Raw genomic sequence first — 24425 nt, 5'->3', positions numbered from 1 at the left:
GTGGTTGCGACCCGCCCAGCCAATAGGATAGAGACTCGTGACTCCAGCTGACCTTGCAGATCTCCTTCGCACCACGGCCGCGAAGGTGCTTGTCGAACGTGGACTGGACTCTTCAGTCCTGCCCGAGCAGGTCACGGTGGAGCGTCCGCGCAACCCCGAACACGGCGACTATGCCACGAATGTGGCCATGCAGGTGGCCAAGCGAGTCGGAACCAACCCGCGCGAGCTGGCCGGATGGCTGGCCGAGGCACTCTCGGCGACCGACGGCATCGAGGTCGCCGACGTCGCGGGCCCCGGCTTCCTGAACATCCGCCTCGCCGCCTCGGCGCAGGGCGCGATCGTCGCGCAGATCCTGGCCGCGGGGGAACGGTTCGGCACCGGGTCGGCGCTGGCCGGCACCAAGATCAACCTGGAGTTCGTCTCCGCCAACCCGACCGGCCCGGTCCACCTCGGTGGCACCCGCTGGGCCTCGGTGGGCGACGCGCTGGGCCGCATCCTGGCCGCGCAGGGTGGCGAGGTCACCCGCGAGTACTACTTCAACGACCACGGCGCGCAGATCGACCGCTTCGCGAAGTCGCTGGTCGCGGCCGCCCTCGGCGAGCCGACCCCCGAGGACGGCTACGCGGGCGAGTACATCCGGGAGATCTCCGCCACCATCGTCGCCGCGCACCCCGACGCGCTCTCCCTGCCCGCCGACCAGCGGCACGAGCTGTTCCGGCGCGAGGGCGTGCAGCAGATGTTCGCCCAGATCAAGCAGGATCTGCACGACTTCGGCACCGACTTCGACGTGTACTTCAACGAGAGCGAACTGTTCGCCTCCGGCGCCGTCGAGCGCGCCGTCGAGGAGCTGAAGAACTCGGGCAACCTGTACGAGAAGGACGGCGCCTGGTGGATCGCGTCCACCGAGTTCGGCGACGACAAGGACCGCGTGGTCCTCAAGAGCGACGGCAACGCCGCCTACATCGCCGGTGACATCGCCTACTTCCAGAACAAGCGCGCCCGCGGCTTCGACCTGGCCATCTACATGCTCGGCGCCGACCACCACGGCTACATCGGCAGGCTCAAGGCCGCCGCGGCCGCCTTCGGCGACGACCCCGACACCGTCGAGGTGCTGATCGGGCAGATGGTGAACCTGGTCCGCGACGGCCAGGCCGTGAAGATGAGCAAGCGCGCGGGCACCGTGGTGACCCTCAACGACCTGGTCGAGGCGATCGGCGTCGACGCCTCGCGCTACTCGCTGGTGCGGTCCTCGGTGAACTCGAGCATCGACATCGACCTCGGCCTGTGGACGAAGGCGGGCAACGAGAACCCGGTCTACTACGTGCAGTACGCGCACGCTCGCACCTGCCGCATCATGGACAACGCGCAGGCCTTCGAATTCGACTCCGTCGCACCGGATTTCGCGCTGCTGAGCTCGGATCGCGAAGGTGACCTGATCCGCACCCTCGGCGATTTCCCGCGCGTGGTCGCCACCGCCGCCGAGACCCGCGAACCGCATCGCGTGGCCCGCTACCTCGAAGAACTGGCCGGTGTGTACCACCCCTTCCAGTCCGACGACGACATGCGCGTGCTGCCCAAGGGCGACGACGCCGTCACCCCGCTCAACGCCGCCCGCCTCGAACTGGTCAAGGCCACCCGCCAGGTGCTGGCCAACGGCCTGGCGCTGCTCGGCGTCAGCGCACCGGAGCGCATGTGACCACCGGCTCGTTATTCAGGAAGGACGCTCCGAGATGAGTGCACACCCGGCCGGTCCCCGGCACGCAGAGATCCCGCACGCGCCGAGTCTGGCCGAGCGGCCCAGCGACCCCAGGGAGATGATCGACCTCCCCGCCAACGTCTGGCCGCGCAATGCCGCGCGTGGCGACGACGGCGTCGTGACGGTGGCCGGCGTGCCCGTCACCGAGCTGGCGGCCGAGTACGGCACGCCGCTGTTCGTGATCGACGAGGACGACTTCCGCTCCCGCTGCCGCGACATGGTGCGCGCCTTCGGGCCCAACGCTCGCGTGCACTACGCGTCCAAGGCGTTCCTGTGCGGCGAGATCGCCCGCTGGATCCGCGACGAGGGCCTGTCGCTGGACGTGTGTTCCGGCGGCGAACTGGCCGTCGCGCTGCACGCCGGGTTCCCGGCCGAGCGGATCGCGCTGCACGGCAACAACAAGTCGGTGTCCGAGCTCGAGGCCGCGGTCGCCGCGGGTGTCGGGCACGTGGTCGTCGACTCGCTCTACGAGATCGAGCGGCTCGAGGCGGTTGCCGGCGCGGCGGGTGTCGTCCAGGACGTGCTGGTCCGGGTGACCGTCGGCGTCGAGGCGCACACCCACGAGTACATCTCCACCGCGCACGAGGACCAGAAGTTCGGCTTCTCGATCGCCGGCGGCGACGCCATGGAGGCGCTGGCCAGGGTCTTCGAGACCGACAACCTGCGCCTCGTCGGCCTGCACAGCCACATCGGCTCGCAGATCTTCGAGCTCGACGGCTTCGAGATCGCCGCGCGCCGCATGCTCGGCCTGCTCCGCGAGGCCATCGACAAGTTCGGTATCGAGCGCACCGCGCAGATCTCCACCCTGGACCTGGGCGGTGGCCTCGGTATCTCGTACCTGCCCAGCGACAACCCGCCGCCGCTGGACGAGTTCGCCGCCAACCTGCGCGGTCTGGTCGCCGCCGAGGCCGCCCGCGCCGGGCTGCCCGAGCCGACCATCGCCGTCGAGCCGGGTCGCGCCATCGCGGGGCCGGGCACCGTCACCCTCTACGAGGTCGGCACCATCAAGGACGTCGAGCTCGACGGTGGCGCGCGCCGCCGCTACGTCAGCGTCGACGGCGGCATGAGCGACAACATCCGCCCCGCGCTGTACCAGGCCGATTACGATTGCCGTCTGGTCTCGCGCTCCTCCGACGCGCACGCCGTGGTGGCGCGCGTGGTCGGAAAGCATTGCGAGAGTGGCGATATCGTCATCCGTGACACCTGGATGCCCGCCGACGCCGGCCCCGGTGACCTGGTCGCCGTGGCGGCGACCGGCGCGTACTGCTATTCGATGTCGAGCCGCTACAACCAGCTCACCCGGCCCGCCGTGGTCGCGGTGCGCGACGGTGCGTCGCGACTGATTCTGCGCCGGGAGACGGTGGCGGACCTGCTGAGCCTGGAGGTACAGGAATGAACAACGGGGAAGCGGGGCGTCCGCTGGGTGTGGCCGTGCTCGGCATGGGCACGGTCGGCACCGAGGTGGTCCGCGTGCTGCGCGAGCACAGCGAGGACCTGCGTTCGCGGATCGGCGCGCCGCTGGTGCTGCGCGGCGTGGCCGTGCGCGACCTGGGCAAGGACCGCGGCCTGCCGGCCGAACTGCTCACCACCGACGCCGAGGCGCTCGTCGCCCGTGACGACGTCGACCTGGTCGTCGAGGTCATGGGCGGGATCGATCCGGCCCGCGGGCTGATCGGTGCCGCGCTGTCGGCGGGCAAGTCCGTCGTCACCGCCAACAAGGCGCTGCTCGCCGACTACACCGGCGAGCTGGCCGCCGCCGCCGAGCGCAGCCGCGCCGACCTGTACTTCGAGGCCGCCGTCGCCGGCGCCATCCCCGTGGTGCGCCCGCTGATCCAGTCGCTTTCGGGTGACCGGGTGAACCGGGTGGTCGGCATCGTCAACGGCACCACCAACTTCATCCTCTCCGCGATGGACGAGACCGGCGCCGCCTACGACGACGTGCTCGCCGAGGCGACCGCGCTCGGCTACGCCGAGGCCGACCCGACCGCCGACGTCGAGGGCTACGATGCCGCGGCCAAGGCCGCCATCCTGGCCTCGCTGGCCTTCCACACCCGCGTGACCGCGGCCGATGTGTACCGCGAGGGCATCTCCAAGATCACCGCCGAGGACCTGGAGACGGCCTCGGCCGTCGACTGCACGGTGAAGCTGCTCGCCATCTGCGAGCGCGTGGCCGCCGGTCCGGGCGAGCCGACCGCCGAGGAGGGCGGCAAGGACCGCGTCTCGGTGCGGGTGTACCCGGCGCTGATCCCGCGCAGGCACCCGCTGGCCGCGGTCAACGGCGCGTTCAACGCCGTGGTCGTCGAGGCCGACAACGCGGGCAGGCTGATGTTCTACGGCCAGGGCGCCGGTGGCGCGCCGACCGCGTCGGCGGTGCTCGGCGACCTGGTGATGGCCGCGCGGAACAAGTTCTACGGTGGTCGCGCGCCCGGCGAATCGGTCTATGCTGAGCTGCCGATCGCGCCGATCGGCGACACCCCCACCCGCTACCACGTGAACCTGCAGGTGGAGGACCGCCCCGGCGTGCTCGCCGCGGTGGCCGGGGAGTTCTCCCAGCGTGGCGTGAGCATCTCCACGGTGCGGCAGCAGGGCCATGGCGACGGCGCCAGGCTCGTGGTCGTCACCCACCATGCGGTGGAGTCCTCGCTGGCCGATACTGTCGCGGCATTGGCGGAAATGGATTCGGTCACCGCTGTGACCAGCGTTCTCAGACTGGAAGGCACCGAAGAATCATGAGTACCACTGGCATCGCCCCCCAGCTCGGCGTGCACTCGCGCTGGCCGGGTCTGATCGCGGCCTACCGTGATCGGCTCGAAGGTGCCGCCGACTGGGAACCGGTGACCCTGTTCGAGGGCGGTACCCCGCTGGTGCCCGCGACGCACCTGTCCGAGCTCACCGGGTGCGAGGTGTACCTCAAGGTGGAGGGCGCCAACCCGACCGGTTCGTTCAAGGACCGCGGCATGACCATGGCGATGACCGACGCCAAATACCGCGGCCAGAAGGCCGTGCTGTGCGCCTCGACCGGCAACACCTCGGCCTCGGCCGCCGCCTACGCCACCCGCGCGGGCATGGAGTGCGCCGTGCTGATCCCGCAGGGCAAGATCGCGATGGGCAAGCTGGCCCAGGCCGTCATGCTCGGCGCCAAGATCATCCAGGTCGAGGGCAACTTCGACGACTGTCTCGAGCTGGCCCGCAAGGTGACCTCCGACTTCCCCGAGGTCGGCCTGGTGAACTCGGTCAATCCGGCCCGCATCGAGGGCCAGAAGACCGCCTCGTTCGAGATCTGCGACGTGCTCGGCAAGGCGCCCGACGTGCACGCGCTGCCGGTGGGCAACGCGGGCAACATCACCGCCTACTGGCGCGGCTACCGCGAGTACCACGCCGACGGCGTCACCACTTCGCTGCCGCGCATGCTCGGCGTGCAGGCCGCCGGCGCCGCGCCGCTGGTCAACGGCGCCCCGGTGAAGGACCCGGAGACCGTCGCCACCGCCATCCGGATCGGCGCGCCCGCGTCCTGGAACGGCGCGATGGAGGCCAAGGAGCAGTCCGGCGGCGCCTTCCGCGCGGCCACCGACGAGGAGATCCTGGCCGCGTACCGCCTGGTCGCCGCGACCGAGGGCGTGTTCGTCGAGCCCGCGTCGGCCGCGAGCGTGGCCGGTCTGCTGGCCGCCCGCGAGGAGGGCTGGCTGGATTCGGGTCTGACCGTGGTCTGCACCGTGACCGGCAACGGTCTCAAAGACCCCGACAACGCGCTGGCCGGGATGCCCGAGGTCACGCCGATCGCCGTCGACCCGGTGGCCATCGCCCACGCACTCGAGCTGGCCTGAGTTGAGCGCGCGCGAGAGCAGGCTGATGACAGCCACCCTGCCCGCCGGCCTCGAAGTCACCGTGCGCGTGCCCGCGTCCACGGCCAACCTCGGACCCGGATTCGACTGCCTGGGAATGGCATTGGGCCTCTACGACGAGATCGTGGTGCGCACGACCGATTCGGGTCTCGACATCCGCGTCGAGGGTGAGGGTGCCGACGACGTGCCGTGGGGCCCAACGCATCTGGTGGTGCGGGCGATCGAACGCGGACTCGAATCGCTCGGCGTCTGGGCCGATGGGCTCGATGTGGTGTGCCGCAACGTGATTCCGCACTCGCGTGGCCTGGGCTCCAGCGCCTCCGCGGTGGTCGGCGGCCTGGCCGCGGGCGCCGGGCTGGCCGCGAAGTTCGACCCCGAGCTGCGCCTCGACGAGGACCGCCTGGTGCAGCTCGCCGCGGAGTTCGAGGGTCACCCCGACAACGCCGCGGCCAGCGTGCTCGGCGGAATCGTGGTGTCGTGGACCGAAACCGATGCCGAGCCGGAGCGGGCCTACCGGGCCGTGCGCCTGCGCCCCGCCGCGGCGCTGCGTCCGGTGGTCCTGATCCCGCAGGAGCGCTCGTCCACCGCGCACACCCGCGGCCTGCTGCCCGAGCAGGTGCCCCACGGTGACGCGGCGTTCAACGTCAGCCGGGCGGCGCTGGCCGTCGTGGCGCTCACCGAGCGCCCCGATCTGCTGCTGCCCGCCACCGAGGACCGGCTGCATCAGACCCAGCGTGCGCCCGCGCTACCGCTCACCACGGCCTGGATCGAGCGGCTGCGGGCGGCGGGAATCGCCGCGACGGTGTCCGGCGCCGGGCCAACGATTCTGGCGCTCGCCACCGACGATTTCCCCGATGACCTGCGCAAACAGGCGGAATCGGACGGGCTGCGTGTGGTCGAACCCGGCATCGCGGACGGCGTCGTCGTCGACTGACGGCGTGCCTGCCTTGCCGTTGTTCACAATGGGCAGCTATTCTGGGCTTGTCCGTACATCGTGCGCATCAGACGCCGGTGCTTCATCAGGGCAATCGCTCCAGCAGGCTCCAGGCTCGAGCCTCCACACCATGGGGGTGCTGCGACGCCGAGAAGCCGCTCAACTGGAATGATCTCTCCTCACCACTGTCTTCTGGTGGCGAAGCCTCCGGTCCGGCGGGGCGGGTAGTACGGCACAGGCGTCCGGTCGGACGCGTAATCCGAGCTCGGCACACGGTGCCGGGTCTACGGAACGAACCCTCGATTCAGCACACGGCATTCGAGGGAAGGAAAGGATTTCCGTGACAGATACGGACCTGCTCGCGACACCCGGGGTGGAATCCAACCCTACGAACTCGGGCGGCCGCGAAAGTGAATCCGGACAGATTTCGAAAATGAGCGAACATACCGACGTCGCACGATCGGGGCTGACTGGAATGCTGTTGCCGCAGTTGCGCGCACTGGCGGGGGAGCTCGGTATCCGAGGCACCTCCGGGATGCGCAAGGGCGATCTCATCGCCGCCATCAAGGAGAATCAGGCCGGAGCGCCCGCGAAGGCGGGTAAGCCCGCCGAGGCCGCTGCCGTGACGGCCGACGCGCCCGCCGCCAAGGCCGACGCACCCGCCAAGAGCGAGGCGCCCGCCAAGAACGACGCGCCCGCCAAGGCGCAGGCGCCCGCGAAGGCCGAGCGCCCCGCGAAGGCCGAGAAGGCCGCGCCCGCCGAGAAGCAGGCCGCCGAGACCAGGACCGAGCAGGCTCCGGCCGAGCAGGCCGAGTCCAAGCCCGCCGCCGAGTCGACCGAGGATTCCGGTCGCGAGGGCGGTCAGCGTGGCCGTGGTCGGCAGCGTCGCGGTCGTGACCAGGCCCGTTCCGGTGGCGGCGAGAACGCCCAGGCCGAGAACCGCGCCGAGGAGACCAAGCAGGCCGACAAGGCCGATGGCGGCGAGCAGGGCGAGCGTCGTCGCGAGCGTGGCGACCGCGGTGACCGTGGCGATCGCAACCAGAACCAGAACCAGAACGGCAACGCCGGCAATCGCGGTCCGCGCGACGACCGCGGCGGTGACGACGAGGAAGGCGGCCGGGGCCGCCGGGGCCGTCGCTTCCGCGAGCGTCGTCGTGGGCGTGACCGCGACGGTGGCGCCGGTGGGGGCGGCGAGGCCCGCGACTTCGAGATCCGCGAGGACGACGTCCTGCAGCCGGTCGCCGGCATCCTCGACGTCCTGGACAACTACGCGTTCGTGCGGACCTCCGGCTACCTGGCCGGCCCGAACGACGTGTACGTCTCGATGAACCTGGTCCGCAAGAACGGCCTGCGCCGCGGTGACGCGATCACCGGTGCGGTGCGCGCCCCGCGCGACGGCGAGCAGAGCAACCAGCGCCAGAAGTTCGACCCGCTGGTGCGCCTGGACACGGTCAACGGCGGCGAGGTGGAGGCGGCCAAGCGCCGTCCCGACTTCCAGAAGCTCACGCCGCTGTACCCGAACCAGCGCCTGCGCCTGGAGACCACCCAGAACAAGCTGACCACCCGCGTGATCGACCTGATCATGCCGATCGGCAAGGGTCAGCGCGCGCTGATCGTGTCCCCGCCCAAGGCGGGCAAGACCACGATCATGCAGGACATCGCCAACGCGATCGCGATCAACAACCCCGAGTGCTACCTCATGGTCGTGCTGGTCGACGAGCGTCCCGAAGAGGTCACCGACATGCAGCGTTCGGTGAAGGGTGAGGTCATCGCCTCCACCTTCGACCGGCCGCCTGCCGACCACACCTCCGTCGCCGAGCTCGCCATCGAGCGGGCCAAGCGCCTGGTGGAGATGGGCAAAGACGTGGTGGTGCTGCTCGACTCGATCACCCGATTGGGCCGTGCGTACAACAACTCCTCGCCCGCCTCGGGTCGCATCCTCTCCGGTGGTGTCGATTCGACCGCGCTGTACCCGCCCAAGCGGTTCCTCGGCGCGGCGCGCAACATCGAGAACGGTGGCTCGCTCACCATCATCGCCACGGCGATGGTGGAGACCGGTTCCACCGGCGACACGGTGATCTTCGAGGAGTTCAAGGGCACCGGCAACGCCGAGCTCAAGCTCGATCGCAAGATCGCCGAGCGGCGCGTGTTCCCGGCCGTCGACATCAATCCGTCGAGCACTCGCCACGACGAGCTGCTGATGTCGCCGGACGAGATGGCGGTCGTGCACAAGCTGCGTCGCGTGCTCAGCGGCCTCGATTCGCACCAGGCGATCGACCTGCTGATGGACCGGCTCAAGAAGTCCAAGAACAACCTCGAGTTCCTGATGACGGTCTCCAAGACCGCGCCGGGCGCACTCGACGAGTGATCGGCTGACGAAACAGGGGCCCCGCCGCGGCGGGGCCCCTGTTCGCGTCTGTGGGGGCCGGGAACAATCCGGTGGTCGGGGGTGTTTTCGGTACGTGCGGCCCCATCTGGCATACTGGACCGCTGTGTGTCTGCGGCTTCGCAGACATCCCGCCTAGTCGGTTCCGGTTCACGTATTCCGCGCTCCAGCGGCATGCGACCCGGCGACCATTATCGAGAGGACGCCCATGAAGGCAGGAATCCACCCCACGTATGTCGACACCACCGTCGTGTGTGGTTGCGGCAACACCTTCCAGACTCGCTCCACCAAGGAGTCCGGCCAGATCACGGTCGAGGTCTGCTCGCAGTGCCACCCGTTCTACACGGGCAAGCAGAAGATCCTCGACACCGGCGGCCGCGTGGCTCGCTTCGAGGCTCGCTACGGCAAGCGCGCCGGCAAGAAGGCCGACGCCTCCTAGTTGCCTCCTCCGACGCCCGGTTCTGCTCAGCAGGCCGGGCGTCGGTGGTTTCTGTTGTCCAGCGCACCGCACCCCATAAGGAAATTCACCGTGACGCAGCCGTCAGCCATCGACGACATTCTCGCCGAGTACCAGGGCTTGGAGACGCAGCTGGCGGATCCGTCGCTGCACAACGACGCGGGTGCCGCGCGCCGCGTCGGCAAGCGGTTCGCCGAGCTGGCGCCGGTGATGACCACCTATCGCAAGCTGGAATCGGTCCGCGATGATCTCGAGGCGGCGCGCGAGCTGGCCGCCGACGATTCCGCCTTCGCCGCCGAGGTGCCGGGCCTGGAAGCGCAGCTGACCGAGCTGGAACAGCAGCTGGCCGACCTGCTCGCCCCGCGCGACCCGCACGACGGCGACGACGTGGTGCTCGAGGTGAAGTCCGGCGAGGGCGGCGAGGAGTCGGCGCTGTTCGCCGCTGATCTGGCCCGCATGTACATCCGCTACGCCGAGCGGCACGGCTGGAAGGTGGAGACGCTCGACGTCACCTACTCCGACCTCGGCGGCTACAAGGACGCGACGCTGTCGATCAAGAGCCGCGACGCCGCCAGGGACGGCGTGTGGTCGCGCTTCAAGTTCGAGGGCGGCGTGCACCGCGTGCAGCGGGTGCCGGTGACCGAGTCGCAGGGCCGCATCCACACCTCCGCCGCGGGCGTGCTGATCTACCCTGAGCCCGACGAGGTCGAGCAGGTGCAGATCGACGAGACCGACCTGCGCATCGACGTCTACCGCTCCTCCGGCAAGGGCGGTCAGGGCGTCAACACCACCGACTCCGCGGTCCGCATCACCCACCTGCCCTCCGGCATCGTGGTGACCTGCCAGAACGAACGCTCGCAGCTGCAGAACAAGGCGCGCGCGATGCAGGTGCTCGCCGCCCGGCTGCAGGCGCTGGCCGAGGAGCAGGCCGAGCAGGAGGCCGCGGCCGGCCGCGCCAGCCAGATCCGCACGGTCGACCGTTCCGAGCGCATCCGCACCTACAACTTCCCGGAGAACCGGATCGCCGATCACCGCATCGGCTTCAAGGCGCACAACCTCGACGCCGTTCTCGACGGTGACATGGACGCGCTGCTCGACGCGCTCGGCAAGGCCGACCGCGACGCGCGCATGGCCGCCGAGTAGTCGTCGTGACCGAGCGGTCGGTGCGCGGGGTCACCGGCGGACGGCAACGGCGGACGGCTGATCCGGCAGGCCCGGCCGAGGAGGGCACGCGAGCATGTCGGTGACCGAACGCGTTCGGCTGCGTCCGCTGATCGTCGCCGCGGCGGAGCGGCTGGCTACGGCGGGTGTGGCGTCCCCGCTGCCGGACGCGGAGAACCTGGCCGCGCACGTGCTCGGCGTCGACCGGATGCGCCTGGCGCTGCATCCGATGATCGAACCGGCCGAGGCCGCGCGGTTCACGGCGCTGGTCGAGCAGCGAGCCGCGCGAATCCCCTTGCAGCACTTGACCGGAACCGCCGCGATGGGCGAGATCGACCTCGCCGTCGGCCCCGGGGTGTTCGTGCCGCGCCCGGAGACCGAGCTGCTGTTCGCGTGGGCGCTGGCCTGGCTGGAGACGCTGCCGCACGATCACGACCCGATCGTCGTCGATCTGTGCACCGGCACGGGCGCGCTGGCCCTGGCGATCGCGCACGCCCGCCCCGACGTGCGGGTCCACGCCGTCGAACTCGACCCCGGCGCGCTGGCCTGGGCCCGCCGCAATGCCGGCGACCGCGGCGCCGACGGCGACACCCCGATCACCCTGCACGCCGCCGACGTCACCGACCCCGCCCTGCTCAGCGAGCTGTCCGGCCGCGTCGACCTGGTGGTCTCGAACCCGCCCTACATCCCCGACGGCGCCGTCCTCGAGCCCGAGGTCGCCGACCACGATCCGCATCGTGCCCTCTTCGGCGGCCCCGACGGCCTCGACGTCATCCGGGCCATGGTCCCCACCATCGCGCGCCTGCTCCGCCCCGGCGGTGCCACCGCGATCGAACACGACGACACCAACGGCGGGGGAGTGGCCGCCCTGCTGGCCGGCGCCGGCTTCGCCGACATCGTCGAGCATCCCGATCTGGCGGGCAAGCCGCGATTCGTCGTCGCGGCCCGGCACAGCAAACCCTGATCCCGCGGCCGAACCTCGGCCGGAATCCGGCGTCTCCGCACGACCACGGCGCGCCGGGCGGCCGCGGGTATCCCGTAGCGCACCCTGTCAGCACACCCCCAGCAGCTGGGGAGTGGTGGACGCGGCCGGAGCCGGTCGACCGGTGGGCCGCCGCCCGGCAAAGTCCCCACGCAGGTGGAGCCCCGTGCGGGGGCTAGACTCTTGCCGCACACCGAAGACCGGCAAGAATCGTGGGACCTCGACAACTTGCCGCAACCCCGACGAGCACGAGACCCGGGGCAGCGGAATATTGTCGGCCACCGAAGTCCGGCAGAAATCGCGGGAAGGCGAAGCTAAGCGTGAGTACCGTCTACGACTGTGCTGATCCGGCGTCTCGGGCCGCTGGCCTCTCCGCCGCCACCAGCGCGCTGAAGTCCGGCCGCCTGGTCGTGATGCCGACCGACACGCTGTACGGCCTGGCGGCCGACGCGTTCGATTCCGAGGCGGTGGCCTCGTTGCTCGCCGCCAAGCGCCGCGGCCGTGACATGCCCGTCCCGGTGCTGGTCGGTTCCTGGCACACCATCGACGGCCTGGTCTTCTCGGTGCGCCCGCAGGCGCGTGACCTGATCCGCGCGTTCTGGCCCGGCGCGCTGAGCCTGGTGGTGCAGGCCGCGCCCTCGCTGGCCTGGGATCTCGGCGACACCCGCGGCACGGTGATGCTGCGCATGCCGTTGCACCCCGTGGCGCTGGAACTGCTGCGCGAGGTCGGCCCGCTGGCCGTGTCGAGCGCCAACGTGTCGGGTCAGCCCCCGGCGAGCACCGTCGAGCAGGCCCGCGAGCAGCTGGGCGCGCTGGCGAGTGTGTATCTCGACGGCGGTCCGGCCGAGCACGCGGTGGCCTCCACCATCGTCGACCTGACCGCGGATCAGCCGCGGGTGCTGCGCGAAGGCGCGGTGCCGCTGGCCGACATCGCGGAGGTGCTCGGCATGGCGCCCGACGCCCTGGTCAGCTCCGCACAGCGGTGATCGCACGCATCCGATGAGCACGGTCGTTCCCCTGCGCGAGCTGGTGCTCGTGCTGCTCGTCTCGGCCACGGTGACCTTCCTGGCCACCGGCGGCATCCGGACGCTCGCCATCGCCTTCGGCGCGGTCGCGATTCCGCGTGAGCGCGATGTGCACGTCAAGCCCATTCCCCGGATGGGCGGCGTCGGCATGTATATCGGCGTGGTCGCCGCGGTCCTGTTCGCGCACCAATTGCCCGCGTTGCGCCGTGGATTCGATTACGCGCCCGATATTCCGGCCGTGCTGGTCGCGGCCACGATCATCGTGCTCGTCGGCATCGTCGACGACCGCTGGGGACTCGACGCGCTCACCAAATTCGCGGGCCAGGTGACCGCGGCCGGTGTGATGGCCGTGATGGGCCTGAGCTGGTATGTCATCTACGACCCGTTCAACGACAGCACCGTGGTGCTCGACGCGCTGCAGGGCGGTCTGGTGACGGTCGGTATCACCGTCACCCTGGTGAACGCGATGAACTTCGTCGACGGCCTGGACGGTCTCGCCGCCGGGCTCGGTTTGATCTGCGCCGGTGCCGTTTTCGTGTTCTCCGTGGGTTTGCTCTACGACCAGGGCGGTTCGGTCGACACGTATCCGCCCGCGTTGCTGGCCGCCGCGCTCGCCGGCGCGTGCCTGGGATTTCTGCCGCACAATTTCTCGCCGGCCCGAATCTTCATGGGCGATTCCGGCTCGATGATGATCGGATTGATGCTGGCCGCCGTTTCCACCGGTGCCTCCGGCCGAATTCCGCTGCAGGGCTACGGCCCACGCGACATTGTGGGTTTGCTCTCGCCGCTGTTGCTGGTGGGCGCCGTGATGTTCATTCCGGTGCTCGATCTGTTGCTGGCGATCGTGCGGCGCGTGCGCGCCGGCGTGAGCTTCTCCACGCCGGACAAAATGCATCTGCATCACCGTTTGTTGCAGATCGGGCATTCGCAGCGCCGCGTCGTCCTGCTGATCTATTTGTGGGTCGGGGTGCTGGCCTTCGGCGCGGTGGGGACCTCATTGATGGATCGGCGGCTTGTGGTGTTGCTGGTGGCGGGTGGATTGGTGTTCGCGCTGGTAGTGACCGCCATCCCCTCGATGCGCCGGGTGGAGTCGGCGAAGAGCTGATCGGGGCCCGCAAGGTAAAGTGCGGGCCGTGAGCTTTACACCGCGACCCGTGCCCGGCCCCGACGCCCCGCTCCGTACCGCGCTGCGCTACGGCCTGATCGGGCTCGGTGTGCTCGTGGTCGTCTCGGTGGTGATCGCCACCGCGGTCGCCGGGACACCCGGCCTGTGGGGCGCGCTGCTCGGCGCGGCCATCGGCGGCGGGTTCATCCTCACCACGCTGGTGTCGGTGATGCTCGGCGCCAAGCTGCCGCCGAGCACCCAGGGCCTGGTCCTGCTGGTCAGCTGGGTCGGCAAGCTGCTGGTCGCGCTGATCGTCGTCGGCGTGCTGAACCAGTTCGACTTCTACAGCAGGCCCGCCCTGTTCTTCACGGTGGTCGGCGCCCTGCTGATCGTGCTCGGCGCGGAGACGTACGGCGTTGTGAGCGTGAAGGTTCCGTATGTCACGACACGCGCGGGAGACGACGAAACGGCTTCCGAGCAGGAATAATCCCACCCAGCTACGCACTGTCGTAGATAGCTTGGTAAAGTGTTGGTAAGCAAGCACCCAAGCTAGGGGCCAGGTCCGGGAGAACTCGGGGCTACGCCTCGGGTTACCAGGGGGGATCACCGAGATCCCACCCGGGGCCGCTATGCTTACTGCCGATCCGGGTGGAATGTGCCCGGTTGAAGCATGTCGACGATGTCGCCGACGCCCGTACAGCAGCTATATCGGTTCACACACCGTATGCGCGGCTGTCGAATTTCGAGCCGACCAGAGTCGACCCCATTGATCGTCAATGTCCGATCGAACCGCGGGGATGACCGTACCCGCGGCCCGAACACGGGAGAGAACGCTGAGCGTCACCACTTTGGCGGCAGGCGAGTTTCACGCGCCATCGCTGTCCGACTTCTTCCCTCCAGCGGTGTTGTTCGCGGGTACGCCGTTCGAACTCGATCGCTTGATGCTGATCCGCCTGCTGATGACCGCCGTTCTGGTGCTCCTCTTCGTGCTGGCTTTCCGCTCGCCGAAGATCGTGCCGCGCGGCCTGCAGAACGTGATGGAAACCGCGGTGGTTTTCGTCAAGGAGCAGATCGCCGACGAGGTGCTCGGCAAGGAAACCGGTAAGCGGTTCCTGCCGTTGATCGCGACGATCTTCTTCACGGTTCTGTTCCTGAACTTCTCCAGTGTGGTGCCGTTCCTGAACATCTCCTCGAATGCCCGCGTCGGTATGCCGCTGGTGCTCGCGGCGATCGCCTACATCGCGTTCAACTACGTCGGTATCCGCAAGTACGGCTTCTGGAAGTACATGCGCTCGAGCATCGTCGTTCCGGACGTCCCGCCCGCCCTGCACGTGCTGCTGATCCCGATCGAGTTCGTCTCGACGTTCATCCTGCGGCCGTTCACCCTGACCGTCCGACTCATGGCCAACATGCTGGCGGGCCACATCATGCTGGTGCTGTTCTTCAGCGCCACCTGGTTCTTCCTCTTCGATGCCACCGCGTGGATGAAGGTCTTCACGCCCTTCTCGCTGCTGGCAGGCATCGGCTTCACGCTGTTCGAGCTGCTGGTCATCTTCCTGCAGGCGTATGTGTTCGCCCTGCTGACCGCCGTGTACATCAGCCTCGCGCAGCACGCCGCCGACCACTGACCTGAATCCACACCAGTACTGCCAAACCTGCTACACACGCCGACCGGCGGGTGAGCAACAGAAAGGGAAAGAAGACTCATGAGCCTCGCTTACCTGGCCCAGGAAGCCGCGACCACCGAGAGCACCTTCAAGGGCTTCGGCGCCATCGGCTACGGTCTTGCCGCGATCGGCCCCGGCATCGGCGTCGGCATCGTCGTCGGTAAGGCGATCGAGGGCTTCGCCCGTCAGCCCGAGCTGGCCGGCCAGATCCGTACCAACATGTTCCTCGGCATCGCGTTCACCGAGGCCCTGGCGCTGATCGGCCTCGTCGCCGGCTTCATCTTCTGATTCCGATGCGCGAAATCATCACGCTCGCTGCCGAAGGGGGAGAGGATGTGAATCCTCTCATCCCCGAAACGTACGACATCGTCTGGTCGATCGTCTGCGTCGCCATCATCGGTCTGCTGTTCTGGAAGTACGTGATCCCACGTGTGACCAAGACCCTCGATGAGCGCGCCGACAACATCGAAGGCGGTATCGCCAGGGCCAAGGCCGCCCAGGAAGAAGCACAGCAGACGCTGCAGCAGTACCAGCAGCAGCTGGCCGACGCCCGGCTGGAAGCCGCACGTATCCGCGAGGATGCGCGCACCCAGGGTCAGCAGATCCTCGCGCAGATGCGCGCGGACGCCCAGGCCGAAAGCGACCGTATCGTCGCCGCCGGTCACTCCCAGCTGGAAGCCCAGCGCCAGCAGATCCTGACCGAGCTGCGTTCCGAGGTCGGCCGCACGGCCGTCGACCTGGCCGAGAAGATCATCGGCCAGTCGGTTTCGGACGAGGCCAAGCAGGCGGCGTCGATCGACAAGTTCCTCAGCGAACTCGACGACACCGACGCCATCGGGGTCGGAAGGTAACGACGCGAAAGTGAGAAGCATGTACGCAGCGAGCCGCGAGGCCAGCTCCCGGTCTCGCGAGGCGCTTCGGGCCGCTCTGACCGGAAGCGAAACTGTTGCGGCCACAACGGGATCGGAACTGTTCGCCGTTGTCGCCGTGCTGGACGACCAGCGTTCGCTGCGTGTGGCGCTCGCGGACGTGTCGGTGCCGGGTTCGGCGCGCGCTGAACTCAGTGAGCGGATCTTCGGCGGCAAGGTCAGCGCTGCCACGCAGGCAGTGCTGACCACCGCGGTGGCCCAGAACTGGTCGCGCACCCGCGATCTGGTCGACACCCTGGTGCTGCTCGGGCAGGAGGCTCTGCTGGAGTCCGCCGCCGACGGCGGCCGGCTGGAAGCGGTGGAGGACGAGCTGTTCCGGCTCGGTCGCATCATCGCCGACAACCCGCAGCTGGAGCAGGCACTGTCCGATCAGGGCAAGCCCGCCTCGGCGCGGCGCGAGCTGATCGTGAAGCTGCTGAACGGCAAGGCCGAGCCGATCACCATCACGCTGGCCGAGCAGGCGGTGACCCGACTGCGGACCAACAACATCGGCGTCGCCTTCGGCGCCCTGTCCGATCTGGCGGCGGCCCGTCGTGACCAGATCGTCGCCCACGTGCACGCCGCGGCCGAGCTGAGTGGCCCGCAGAAGGAGAAGCTCGCCGCTTCCCTGCAGCGGATCTACGGCAAGGCGGTCACCGTGCACGTGCAGGTCGACCCGACGCTGCTGAGCGGCGTCGTCGTGCGCGTCGGAGACGACGTCATCGACGGCAGCGCCACCGGCCGACTGGAGAAGCTGCGCCGGGCGCTGTCGTAATCGACAGCACTGACGCCTCTTCCCAACCCCCGACATTCGAGACCACAGCGAGAGCAGGAACAACATGGCGGAGCTGACGATCTCCTCCGACGAGATCCGTAGCGCGATCGAGAGCTACACCCAGAGCTACACCCCGGAAACCTCCATCGAAGAAGTCGGCCTCGTGACCGACACCGGCGACGGCATCGCGCACGTCAGCGGTCTGCCTTCGGCGATGGCCAACGAGCTGCTCGAGTTCCCGGGCGGCGTCCTCGGCGTCGCGCTGAACCTCGAGGACACCGAGATCGGTGCCGTCATCCTCGGCGAGTACGCCTCGCTGGAAGAGGGCCAGCAGGTCCGCCGCACCGGCGACGTGCTGTCGGTTCCCGTCGGTGACAAGTTCCTCGGTCGCGTCGTCAACCCGCTCGGTCAGGCCATCGACGGCCTGGGCGAGATCGAAGCCGACGACCGCCGCGTGCTCGAGCTGCAGGCCGCGACCGTTCTGGAGCGCCAGCCGGTCGAGGAGCCGCTGGCCACCGGTATCACCGCGATCGACGCGCTGACCGCCATCGGCCGCGGCCAGCGTCAGCTGATCATCGGCGACCGCAAGACCGGCAAGACCGCCGTCGCCGTCGACGCGATCCTGAACCAGAAGGCGAACTGGGAGTCGGGCGACCCCAGCAAGCAGGTTCGCTGCATCTACGTCGCGATCGGCCAGAAGGGCTCCACCATCGCGGGCGTCAAGACCGCGCTCGAGGAGCACGGCGCGATGGAGTACACCACGATTGTGGCGGCCCCTGCGTCGGATTCCGCCGGCTTCAAGTGGCTGGCCCCCTACACCGGTTCGGCCATCGGTCAGCACTGGATGTACCAGGGCAAGCACGTCCTGATCGTGTTCGACGACCTGACCAAGCAGGCCGAGGCCTACCGTGCCATCTCGCTGCTGCTGCGTCGTCCGCCGGGCCGCGAGGCGTACCCCGGTGACGTCTTCTACCTGCACTCCCGCCTGCTGGAGCGTTGCGCGAAGCTGTCCGACGAGATGGGCGGCGGCTCGATGACCGGTCTGCCGATCATCGAGACCAAGGCCAACGACGTCTCGGCGTTCATCCCGACCAACGTCATCTCCATCACCGACGGCCAGGTCTTCCTCGAGTCCGACCTGTTCAACAAGGGCGTCCGTCCGGCGATCAACGTCGGTACCTCGGTCTCCCGTGTCGGTGGCGCCGCCCAGACCAAGGCCATGAAGAAGGTCGCCGGTTCGCTGCGTCTGGAAATGGCCCAGTACCGCGAGCTGGAGGCGTTCTCCGCCTTCGCCTCCGACCTGGACGCCGCCTCGCTGGCCCAGCTCGAGCGTGGTGCCCGCTGGGTGGAGCTGCTCAAGCAGAACCAGTACTCCCCGGTCGCCGTCGAGGATCAGGTCGTCTCGATCTACCTGGTCGACGCCGGCTACTACGACTCGGTGCCGGTCGGCGACGTGCGTCGCTTCACCGCCGAGCTGCTGGAGCACCTGCACAGCACGACCCAGTCGTCCTTCGACGCGCTCGAGGGTGGCCGCAAGCCGCTCGACGGCGAGGCCGCCGACGCGATCAAGTCGGAGACCGACAAGTTCAAGGAAGGCTTCCTGGCCTCCGACGGCAGCCGGGTCGTGAACGAGGCCGCTGCCGGCGATCTGGACCACGAAGAGGTCGAGTCGCTGTCGGTCACCCGCAAGCACGTCGACAAGTAAGCCGGGTCTGAACTGATGTCGGCAACTATCGATCTGGCGAATGAAGGGAGTGAATCGTAGTGGCAAGTTTGCGCGAATTGCGCTCCCGCATTCGTGGTGTGAATTCGATCAAGAAGATCACCAAGGCTCAGGAACTGATCGCGACCTCGCGAATTTCCAAGGCCCAGGCCAGGGTCGCCGCGGCCAAGCCGTACGCCGAGGAGATCACCAAGGTCCTCGGCGAGCTGGCGAGCGCCTCGAAGAACCTGTCGCACCCGCTGCTCAACGAGCGTCCCGACCCGAAGCGCGCCGCGGTCCTGGTGATCACCAGTGACAGTGGTATGTGTGGTGGCTACAACTCGAACGTGCTCAAGCGCGCCGAGGAGCTCATGACCACCCTGCGTGGCGAGGGCAAGGAGCCGGTGCTGTACGTGATGGGCAACAAGGGCCTCACGTACTACAAGTTCCGCAACCGCCCCTTCCAGGCGTCGTGGACCGGCTTCTCACAGCAGCCGAAGTACACCGATGCGTCGGCCGCGTGCCAGCACCTCGTCGAGGCGTTCATGGCCGGTTCCGACAGCGAGGTCGCCTCGCTGGACGGCACCGGAAGCATCGCGGGCGTCGACGAGCTGCACATCGTGTACACCAAGTTCGTCTCGATGCTGACGCAGACCCCGGAGGTACGCCGCCTGGCGCCGATCCAGGTGAGCTTCGTCGACGAGAACTACGAGCTCGGCGAGGACATCCTCTCGGATTCGCCGAACGCGGTGGCCACGGCGCAGTACGAATTCGAGCCGGACGCCGATGTGCTGCTGGGCGCGCTGCTGCCCAAGTACATCAACACGCGTATCTACGCATCGTTGCTCGAGGCAGCGGCATCCGAGTCCGCGGCTCGGCGCACCGCAATGAAGGCGGCGACCGACAACGCCAACGAGCTGGCCAGTGTGCTCCAGCGCGAGGCGAACTCGGTGCGTCAGGCCCAGATCACGCAGGAAATCAGCGAAATCGTCGGCGGCGTGAACGCGCTGGCGTCGAGCTCGGACCGCGACTAGAAGCGCAGGAAGAGAACCAATCTAATGACCGCAGCTGTCACTCAGGACAACGCGAGCAAGGCAGGCGCAGCCGCCGGCCGCGTCGTCCGTGTCATCGGCCCCGTCGTGGACGTCGAGTTCCCGCGTGGCGCCATCCCCGAGCTGTTCAACGCTCTCAACGCCGACATCAAGCTGGCGTCGGTGGCCAAGACCCTGACCCTCGAGGTCGCCCAGCACCTCGGTGACAACATCGTGCGCACCATCTCGATGCAGCCCACCGACGGTCTGGTCCGTGGCGCCACCGTCACCGACTCGGGCAAGCCGATCTCGGTGCCCGTCGGCGACATCGTCAAGGGTCACGTGTTCAACGCCCTCGGCGACTGCCTCGACTCGCCCGGCCTCGGCCGCGACGGCGAGCAGTGGGGCATCCACCGCAAGCCCCCGAGCTTCGACCAGCTCGAGGGCAAGACCGAGATGCTGGAGACCGGCGTCAAGGTCATCGACCTGCTGACCCCGTACGTCAAGGGCGGCAAGATCGGTCTGTTCGGTGGTGCCGGTGTCGGCAAGACCGTGCTGATCCAGGAGATGATCACCCGTATCGCTCGCGAGTTCTCCGGTACCTCGGTGTTCGCTGGCGTCGGTGAGCGTACCCGTGAGGGCACCGACCTCCACCTGGAAATGGAAGAGATGGGCGTTCTCCAGGACACCGCCCTCGTCTTCGGCCAGATGGACGAGCCGCCGGGCACGCGTATGCGCGTGGCCCTGTCCGCGCTGACCATGGCGGAGTACTTCCGCGATGTCCAGCACCAGGACGTGCTGCTCTTCATCGACAACATCTTCCGTTTCACCCAGGCCGGTTCCGAGGTCTCGACCCTGCTGGGTCGTATGCCCTCCGCCGTGGGTTACCAGCCGACGCTGGCGGACGAGATGGGTGAGCTCCAGGAGCGCATCACCTCGACCCGTGGTCGCTCGATCACCTCGCTGCAGGCGATCTACGTCCCCGCCGACGACTACACCGACCCGGCGCCGGCGACCACCTTCGCCCACCTGGACGCGACGACCGAGCTCTCCCGCCCGATCTCGCAGAAGGGCATCTACCCGGCCGTCGACCCGCTGACCTCGACCTCTCGTATCCTCGAGGCCTCGATCGTCGGCGAGCGTCACTTCCGCGTGGCCAACGAGGTGAAGCGGATCCTGCAGAAGTACAAGGAGCTGCAGGACATCATCGCCATCCTCGGTATGGACGAGCTCTCCGAAGAGGACAAGGTCCTCGTCGGTCGCGCCCGTCGCCTGGAGAAGTTCCTCGGCCAGAACTTCATCGTGGCCGAGAAGTTCACCGGTCAGCCGGGCTCGGTCGTGCCGCTGGAGCAGACCATCGACGACTTCGATCGCGTCTGCAAGGGCGAGTTCGACCACTTCCCGGAGCAGGCGTTCAACTCCTGCGGTGGTCTCGACGACGTCGAGGCCGCTGCGAAGAAGATCGCCGGGAAGTAGTCCACCATGGCGGAGATGACAGTTGATCTCGTAGCAGTCGAGCGCAAGCTCTGGTCCGGCCAGGCGACGTTCGTCAGCGCGCAGACCACCGAGGGTCAGATCGGCATCATGGCAGGTCACGAGCCGCTGCTCGGTCAGCTCGTCGAGGGCGGCACGGTGTCCATCGTGTCGACCGACGGCGAGCGGATCGTCGCGGCGGTGCACGGCGGTTTCTTCTCGGTGACCGCCGATACCGTCCGGGTGCTGGCCGAGTCCGCGGATCTCGCGGCCGAGGTCGATGTCGACGCGGCCCGTAAGGTGCTGGCCGACGCGGGTGCTTCCGAGGTGGAGCAGCGTGTCGCGCAGGGTCAGGTGCGCGCGGTCGAGGCCACCGCCACCGCTTGATCCCGGAATGAGACCGACCACTGTCGGCGACGAACTTTCGAGTTCGTCGCCGACAGTGGCGTTTTCACGGTTTTCCCGGTCCCCGCGCGATCGCGTTCATCGCGCGTGATTGAATGACGTCGAAGGTGTCTTCGACACCGGTGGAACGAAAGGGCGTACGGCATTGCAAACCGGGATGGTTCTCCTGATCATTCTGGTGCTGACGCTCGTGTTCGTAGCCGGAGCATCCACCTACCGGCTGGTGATGCTGCGCCGGGGCGGCACGGCCGCGCTGCTGCGGGTATTGCCCGCGCGGGGCGGCCACGGCTGGCGGCACGGTCTCATCCGCTACGACGAGGATCGCCTCGTCTTCTTCAAGTTGACCAGCCTCAAGCTCGGCCCCGATTCCACCGTGCACCGGCAGGGCCTCGAGATCGTCGAACGGCGCGCGCCACAGGGCGACGAGTTCGACATCATGAGCGAGGACATCGTGGTGGTAGCCGTCACCGATCCGCACAACAGCTTCGAGTTGGCACTCGACCGCGGATCGATGGCGGCTTTTCTGTCCTGGATGGAGTCGCGTCCGTCCGACCGCGCCCGCCGTACGCGAGGAGGCCAGCCGTGAGTGTGCACTTGACCAGGATCTACACCCGCACCGGTGACGACGGCACCACGGGCCTGAGCGATTTCTCGCGGGTGCCCAAGACCGACGCCCGGCTGGTGGCCTACGCCGACTGCGACGAGGCCAACGCGGCGCTCGGTGTCGCGGTCGCGCTCGGCGCGCCGGAGCCCGCGGTGCTCGCGGTCCTGCGCCAGATCCAGAACGACCTGTTCGACGCGGGCGCCGACCTGTCCACTCCCGTGGTGGCGGAGCCGAAGTACCCGCCGCTGCGCGTCACCCAGCCCTACATCGATCGGCTGGAGAAGTGGTGTGACGAGTTCAACGACGGTCTGGCACCGCTGAATTCCTTCATCCTGCCGGGCGGCACGCCGATTGCCGCACTGTTGCACACGGCACGCACGGTGGTCCGCCGCGCCGAGCGTTCGGCCTGGGCTGCGGTCGAGGCGTACCCCGACGACACCAGCGTGTTGCCCGCCAAATACCTCAATCGGCTCTCGGACCTGCTGTTCATCCTGAGCCGCGCGACCAATCCCGAGGGTGACGTGCTGTGGCAGCCGGGCGGCGGAGCCGAGCGCTGAAAGCGACTCGCCGGCCCCAGGATCGGTCGGTTTGGCGTCGGGGGGCGTGTCGCTGGGCAACGGTCGATAAGCTGGCGGGGTGAGCGAACGGTTTCTGGTCTCCGGCGGTAATCAGCTCGTCGGCGAGGTCGCGGTCGGCGGCGCGAAGAACAGCGTGCTGAAGCTGATGGCCGCCGCTTTGCTGGCCGAGGGTACGACCACCATCACCAACTGCCCGGACATCCTCGATGTCCCGCTGATGGCCGAGGTGCTGCGTGGTCTCGGTTGCGACGTGACGATCTCCGACGACGCCACCGGCGATCGTTCGGTCGTCACGATCGTCACCCCGCCCGAGCCGAAGTACCACGCGGATTTCCCCGCGGTCACCCAGTTCCGCGCCTCGGTGTGTGTGCTCGGTCCGCTGATGGCGCGGTGCAAGCGCGCGGTCGTCGCCCTGCCCGGCGGTGACGCGATCGGTTCGCGCCCCCTGGACATGCACCAGCAGGGCCTGCGGCTGCTCGGCGCCACCAGCGAGATCGAGCACGGGTGCGTGGTCGCCCGCGCCGACGAGCTGCAGGGCGCGCGCATCCGCCTCGACTTCCCGTCGGTCGGCGCGACCGAGAACATCCTGATGGCCGCGGTCCTGGCCGAGGGGGAGACGGTCATCGACAACGCCGCGCGCGAGCCCGACATCGTCGACCTGTGCACCATGCTCACGCAGATGGGTGCGCGGATCGAGGGTGCCGGTTCCTCGGTGCTCACCGTGCAGGGCGTCAAGCGGCTCTCGCCGACCACCCACCAGGTGATCGGCGACCGGATCGTCGCCGCCACCTGGGGCATCGCCGCCGCGATGACCACCGGCGACGTGCGGGTCACCGGCATCAACCCCAAGCACCTGGCGCTCGTGCTGGACAAGCTGCGCGCCGCGGGCGCTCGAATCTCGTACGAGCCCAACGGTTTCCGCGTCGTCCAGCCGGAGCGCCCGCGCGCGGTGAACTTCGCGACGCTGCCGTTCCCCGGCTTCCCGACCGATCTGCAGCCGATGGCGATCGGCCTGGCCGCGATTGCCGACGGCACCTCGATGATCACCGAGAACGTCTTCGAGGCGCGGTTCCGCTTCGTGGAAGAGATGATCCGGCTCGGCGCCGACGCCCGCACCGACGGTCACCACGCCGTGGTCCGCGGTATCCCGCGCCTGTCGAGCGCGCCGGTCTGGTCCTCCGACATCCGCGCCGGCGCCGGCCTGGTGCTGGCCGGTCTGGTCGCCGACGGCGTCACCGAGGTGCACGACGTGTTCCACATCGACCGCGGCTACCCGCGCTTCGTCGAGCAGCTGCAGGCGCTCGGCGGGCAGGTGGAGCGCGTCGATTCGCCGAAATAGCCTGTCTGACCAGGCGATTTGACTTCGCGTTCGGCGGTGCGTAACTTAGTTCGAGTCAGAGCGACACGGACACAGTCCGCCGAGCGCCTGATTGATCATCTAGCCAGTCGAACTCCTCCCGAACTTGCTTCGGTTGGGTTGTCTGCGCTAGGTTGGAACAGTTGCCTTGCCGAAGCCCCGATGAAATGTTGTGGGTAGAGGCTTGTGCGTGTGTTCTTTGAGAACTCAATAGTGTGTCGATGAATGTCAGTGCCAATATTATTATTGGTTCCGCTTCTCATACCCCCCGGTTGAG

General features: G+C 68.4%; 23 protein-coding genes. All 23 read left to right on the top strand.

Features of this window, described 5'->3' with window-relative positions; translation table 11 throughout:
• The first annotated feature begins 37 nt into the window (after positions 1–37).
• The 23 genes from argS to murA all read left to right on the top strand — a co-directional run bounded on the left by argS (position 38) and on the right by murA (position 24130).
• Positions 38–1696: an arginine--tRNA ligase gene (argS, locus tag AB0H56_RS31140; RefSeq protein ID WP_357170127.1), complete on the top strand. Its 1659-nt coding sequence runs from the start codon at positions 38–40 to the stop codon at positions 1694–1696.
• Between the two features lie 34 nt (positions 1697–1730).
• Entirely contained in the window at positions 1731–3152 is a 1422-nt protein-coding gene (gene lysA / locus AB0H56_RS31135; RefSeq protein ID WP_357170124.1) for a diaminopimelate decarboxylase, read from the top strand.
• A complete protein-coding gene (locus tag AB0H56_RS31130) occupies positions 3149–4489 on the top strand; it encodes a homoserine dehydrogenase (RefSeq protein ID WP_357170121.1) in 1341 nt (446 codons plus the stop codon). The genes lysA and AB0H56_RS31130 overlap by 4 nt, the downstream gene beginning before the upstream one ends.
• Positions 4486–5580, top strand: coding sequence for a threonine synthase (thrC, locus tag AB0H56_RS31125; RefSeq protein ID WP_357170118.1), 1095 nt, complete (start codon positions 4486–4488; stop codon positions 5578–5580). Before AB0H56_RS31130 ends, thrC begins: the two co-directional genes overlap by 4 nt.
• Before the next feature lie 25 nt (positions 5581–5605).
• The gene (gene thrB, locus AB0H56_RS31120; protein ID WP_357170115.1) at positions 5606–6532 is read left to right on the top strand and encodes a homoserine kinase; all 927 of its coding nucleotides are present in this window, start codon (positions 5606–5608) and stop codon (positions 6530–6532) included.
• A gap of 340 nt (positions 6533–6872) precedes the next feature.
• A complete protein-coding gene (rho, locus tag AB0H56_RS31115) occupies positions 6873–8900 on the top strand; it encodes a transcription termination factor Rho (RefSeq protein WP_357170112.1) in 2028 nt (675 codons plus the stop codon).
• A 226-nt stretch (positions 8901–9126) separates the two neighbouring features.
• Positions 9127–9357, top strand: coding sequence for a 50S ribosomal protein L31 (rpmE, locus tag AB0H56_RS31110; protein ID WP_022567395.1), 231 nt, complete (start codon positions 9127–9129; stop codon positions 9355–9357).
• A 90-nt stretch (positions 9358–9447) separates the two neighbouring features.
• Positions 9448–10518 (top strand): peptide chain release factor 1, encoded by a 1071-nt coding sequence (prfA, locus tag AB0H56_RS31105; protein WP_357170108.1) that lies wholly within the window; start codon positions 9448–9450, stop codon positions 10516–10518.
• Positions 10519–10612: 94 nt separating this feature from the next.
• A complete protein-coding gene (gene prmC, locus AB0H56_RS31100) occupies positions 10613–11500 on the top strand; it encodes a peptide chain release factor N(5)-glutamine methyltransferase (RefSeq protein WP_357170105.1) in 888 nt (295 codons plus the stop codon).
• Between the two features lie 338 nt (positions 11501–11838).
• Positions 11839–12504, top strand: coding sequence for an L-threonylcarbamoyladenylate synthase (locus tag AB0H56_RS31095; RefSeq protein ID WP_357170102.1), 666 nt, complete (start codon positions 11839–11841; stop codon positions 12502–12504).
• A gap of 13 nt (positions 12505–12517) precedes the next feature.
• Complete coding sequence (locus tag AB0H56_RS31090) at positions 12518–13648, top strand: MraY family glycosyltransferase (protein WP_110041740.1); 1131 nt, start codon at positions 12518–12520, stop codon at positions 13646–13648.
• Between the two features lie 19 nt (positions 13649–13667).
• Positions 13668–14135: a hypothetical protein gene (locus AB0H56_RS31085; RefSeq protein WP_232996990.1), complete on the top strand. Its 468-nt coding sequence runs from the start codon at positions 13668–13670 to the stop codon at positions 14133–14135.
• 310 nt (positions 14136–14445) lie between these two features.
• Positions 14446–15276: a F0F1 ATP synthase subunit A gene (atpB, locus tag AB0H56_RS31080; RefSeq protein WP_357170155.1), complete on the top strand. Its 831-nt coding sequence runs from the start codon at positions 14446–14448 to the stop codon at positions 15274–15276.
• Positions 15277–15354: 78 nt separating this feature from the next.
• Positions 15355–15603 carry an ATP synthase F0 subunit C gene (locus AB0H56_RS31075; RefSeq protein WP_019045404.1) on the top strand — a complete coding sequence of 83 codons (249 nt, stop codon included), beginning with the start codon at positions 15355–15357 and terminating at the stop codon, positions 15601–15603.
• Between the two features lie 5 nt (positions 15604–15608).
• Entirely contained in the window at positions 15609–16166 is a 558-nt protein-coding gene (locus AB0H56_RS31070) for a F0F1 ATP synthase subunit B (protein ID WP_357170097.1), read from the top strand.
• Positions 16167–16185: 19 nt separating this feature from the next.
• Positions 16186–16998 (top strand): F0F1 ATP synthase subunit delta, encoded by an 813-nt coding sequence (locus AB0H56_RS31065; protein WP_357170094.1) that lies wholly within the window; start codon positions 16186–16188, stop codon positions 16996–16998.
• A gap of 64 nt (positions 16999–17062) precedes the next feature.
• Positions 17063–18703 (top strand): F0F1 ATP synthase subunit alpha, encoded by a 1641-nt coding sequence (gene atpA / locus AB0H56_RS31060; RefSeq protein ID WP_357170091.1) that lies wholly within the window; start codon positions 17063–17065, stop codon positions 18701–18703.
• A 59-nt stretch (positions 18704–18762) separates the two neighbouring features.
• On the top strand, positions 18763–19734 hold the full coding sequence (locus tag AB0H56_RS31055; RefSeq protein ID WP_357170088.1) for a F0F1 ATP synthase subunit gamma: 972 nt from the start codon (positions 18763–18765) through the stop codon (positions 19732–19734).
• Between the two features lie 24 nt (positions 19735–19758).
• Positions 19759–21207, top strand: coding sequence for a F0F1 ATP synthase subunit beta (gene atpD, locus AB0H56_RS31050; RefSeq protein ID WP_110041746.1), 1449 nt, complete (start codon positions 19759–19761; stop codon positions 21205–21207).
• Positions 21208–21213: 6 nt separating this feature from the next.
• Positions 21214–21591 (top strand): F0F1 ATP synthase subunit epsilon, encoded by a 378-nt coding sequence (locus tag AB0H56_RS31045; protein ID WP_357170085.1) that lies wholly within the window; start codon positions 21214–21216, stop codon positions 21589–21591.
• Between the two features lie 175 nt (positions 21592–21766).
• Positions 21767–22195: a DUF2550 domain-containing protein gene (locus AB0H56_RS31040; RefSeq protein WP_186817507.1), complete on the top strand. Its 429-nt coding sequence runs from the start codon at positions 21767–21769 to the stop codon at positions 22193–22195.
• Positions 22192–22770 carry a cob(I)yrinic acid a,c-diamide adenosyltransferase gene (locus AB0H56_RS31035; protein ID WP_232996997.1) on the top strand — a complete coding sequence of 193 codons (579 nt, stop codon included), beginning with the start codon at positions 22192–22194 and terminating at the stop codon, positions 22768–22770. The genes AB0H56_RS31040 and AB0H56_RS31035 overlap by 4 nt, the downstream gene beginning before the upstream one ends.
• 79 nt (positions 22771–22849) lie before the next feature.
• The gene (gene murA / locus AB0H56_RS31030; RefSeq protein WP_110041750.1) at positions 22850–24130 is read left to right on the top strand and encodes a UDP-N-acetylglucosamine 1-carboxyvinyltransferase; all 1281 of its coding nucleotides are present in this window, start codon (positions 22850–22852) and stop codon (positions 24128–24130) included.
• The last annotated feature ends 295 nt before the right edge of the window (positions 24131–24425 follow it).

Source organism: Nocardia sp. NPDC050717 (assembly GCF_040654275.1).
Classification (GTDB): Bacteria; Actinomycetota; Actinomycetes; order Mycobacteriales; family Mycobacteriaceae; genus Nocardia.
The sequence above is the reverse complement of the archived record's forward strand: the minus strand, read 5'-3'. Positions and strand labels throughout refer to the sequence as shown.